Below are 1,926 nucleotides of genomic sequence, written 5' to 3'. Positions count from 1 at the left end.
TGGGTAAAATACCGCCAGTAAAATATGCGGAATTTAATTCTCTTGGGGCTAGCCCCAAGAGAATTAAAAATAATAAGTTTGTAGAAATATTAGAAGAATGAACAGTTCTAATTAGGGGAAGCTTACAAAATTACAGCTGAACCTTATAATTTGGACATTGATTATGTATATAAAGCAGTTCTGAAAAAAATAAATAATGAAGTAGATAAAAAATATTCTGACACTTTAAACTATCTAAATCGGAATTATAAAATAATAGAGAAATAATAATAAACGGAGAAAGCCAGTTGCCAACAACGTATATAAAAAATAGCGCGAGTCATTGCTAACACAAAGGTTCGGGCATTTTTGGAAAGTCGCCAAATTTTTAAATTTGACGATTTCCCAAAAATAAAATAAATAGTAAAATTTAAAAATTCGGCTTGTGTTTCATCCGAAAAATATCGCTTATTTTCAGCGCTACTTTTCATATACAAGACCGTTGCCCACAATTATGAAAAAAATCCGAACACAAATAATATTACTTACTTTATTGACAATTTCGTTTAATGGATTTGCTCAAGAAGTGACATTTTTTAATGCTGATGGATTTTTTTCAATTGGAACACAATCGAACCGAACCGCTTCAATAACATTATCAGACATTGACCAAGATGGAGATTTAGATGCACTTGTAGCAAATGGAAGACATTGGGCGGAACAAAATTACATTTACTACAATGACGGAAATGGAGGTTTCAAATTAGCCCAACCTATTGGTAAATTTCTTGATGCCTCTTATGCTGTGAAAAGTGCTGACTTCAATAATGATGGATTTATAGACATAGCAGTAGCCAACGATAATATTCCAAATAAAATTTATTTTGGTTCTGCAAATGACAGCTTTGACAAAGAAATTTCTTTTGGTTCAATATCACCTTCACGAAATCTTGAAATAGTAGATATTGACAAAGATGGAGATTTTGACCTGATACTTTCAAATAGAAAAGCCGTAAATGAAATCTGCCTCAATGATGGAAAAGGATATTTTGAAAATATTATCACTTTTGGAACCGATTCTGACCAAACAATTCAAACAAAAATTGTCGATATAAACAAAGACGGATTTTTAGACTTAATTACAGCTGAAAGACAGAGTAAAAACAAAATTTATCTAAATGACGGAAAACAGAATTTTTCAAAAGTAATAGAATTTGGCAATGGAGAAGATGAAACCCGCTCTATTGACGTTGGAGATTTTGACAATGATGGATTTTTAGATATTATAACAGGAAATTTAGGTTCAATAAATAGCATTTATTTTGGCGACAAAAATTTGACTTTTAAGCGAGTTTTCGATTTCAAAACCGAACGTCAAACTTCATCAATAAAAGTAGCTGACTTAAATCAAGATGGATATTTAGATATAGTTGAGGGAAATTCAGAAGAACGGAATTATGTTTATTTAGGCCAGAAAAATGGCACGTTTATAGAAATTGGTTTGCGAGAAGACTTAAAAGATGATACTTATAATATAGAAATAGGAGATTTAAATAATGATGGATTTCCAGATATTGTGGAATCAAATTCGGGAACTTGGAATTTATATTACAGAACTCGGAAAAAATAACTGTGGGCAACACCGTATATAGCTCATAGCTGGGCAGTTGCTTAATCGAAGTTTAGGCATATTTGCAAGTCCGCCAAATTTTTTAATTTGGCTTATTGGGAAAAAAAGATAATAAGAAAATTAAAAAATTCGGCTCGTGCTTAACCGAAAATTTATCGCTAATTTGCACGCTACGAGCCATATACAAGACCGTAGCCCACAATTTAAGAGGGTATAATCCAAACCCCATAAAAATCGCTCCCCGACCGGATCCAGGATCTTTATAGATTACTGGGACATTTACTCGCAGCGGTTGGATAAAAGCCTTCCAAGCAGTT

General features: G+C 32.5%; 2 protein-coding genes. One reads left to right on the top strand and one right to left on the bottom strand.

Translation table 11 applies throughout. The annotated features are described in order from the left end of the window. Window positions 1-493 precede the first annotated feature (493 nt). Window positions 494-1,609 (top strand): FG-GAP repeat domain-containing protein, encoded by a 1,116-nt coding sequence (locus POV26_RS10535; RefSeq protein ID WP_272856437.1) that lies wholly within the window; start codon window positions 494-496, stop codon window positions 1,607-1,609. A gap of 82 nt (window positions 1,610-1,691) precedes the next feature. Here the strand turns inward: POV26_RS10535 and POV26_RS10530 are convergent. After that, on the bottom strand, window positions 1,692-1,926 hold a 235-nt coding region (locus tag POV26_RS10530), incomplete at its 5' end, for a hypothetical protein (protein ID WP_272856436.1).

The organism is Aequorivita todarodis (assembly GCF_028561335.1).
Taxonomy (GTDB): domain Bacteria; phylum Bacteroidota; class Bacteroidia; order Flavobacteriales; family Flavobacteriaceae; genus Aequorivita; species Aequorivita todarodis.
Note: the sequence above shows the minus strand (reverse complement) of the source record. Positions and strands in the feature narration are given on the sequence as shown.

Excerpts from the sequence above, each read along its gene's own strand:
- POV26_RS10535 (WP_272856437.1), top strand. The coding sequence starts at position 494 with ATGAAAAAAATCCGAACACAAATAATATTACTTACTTTATTGACAATT.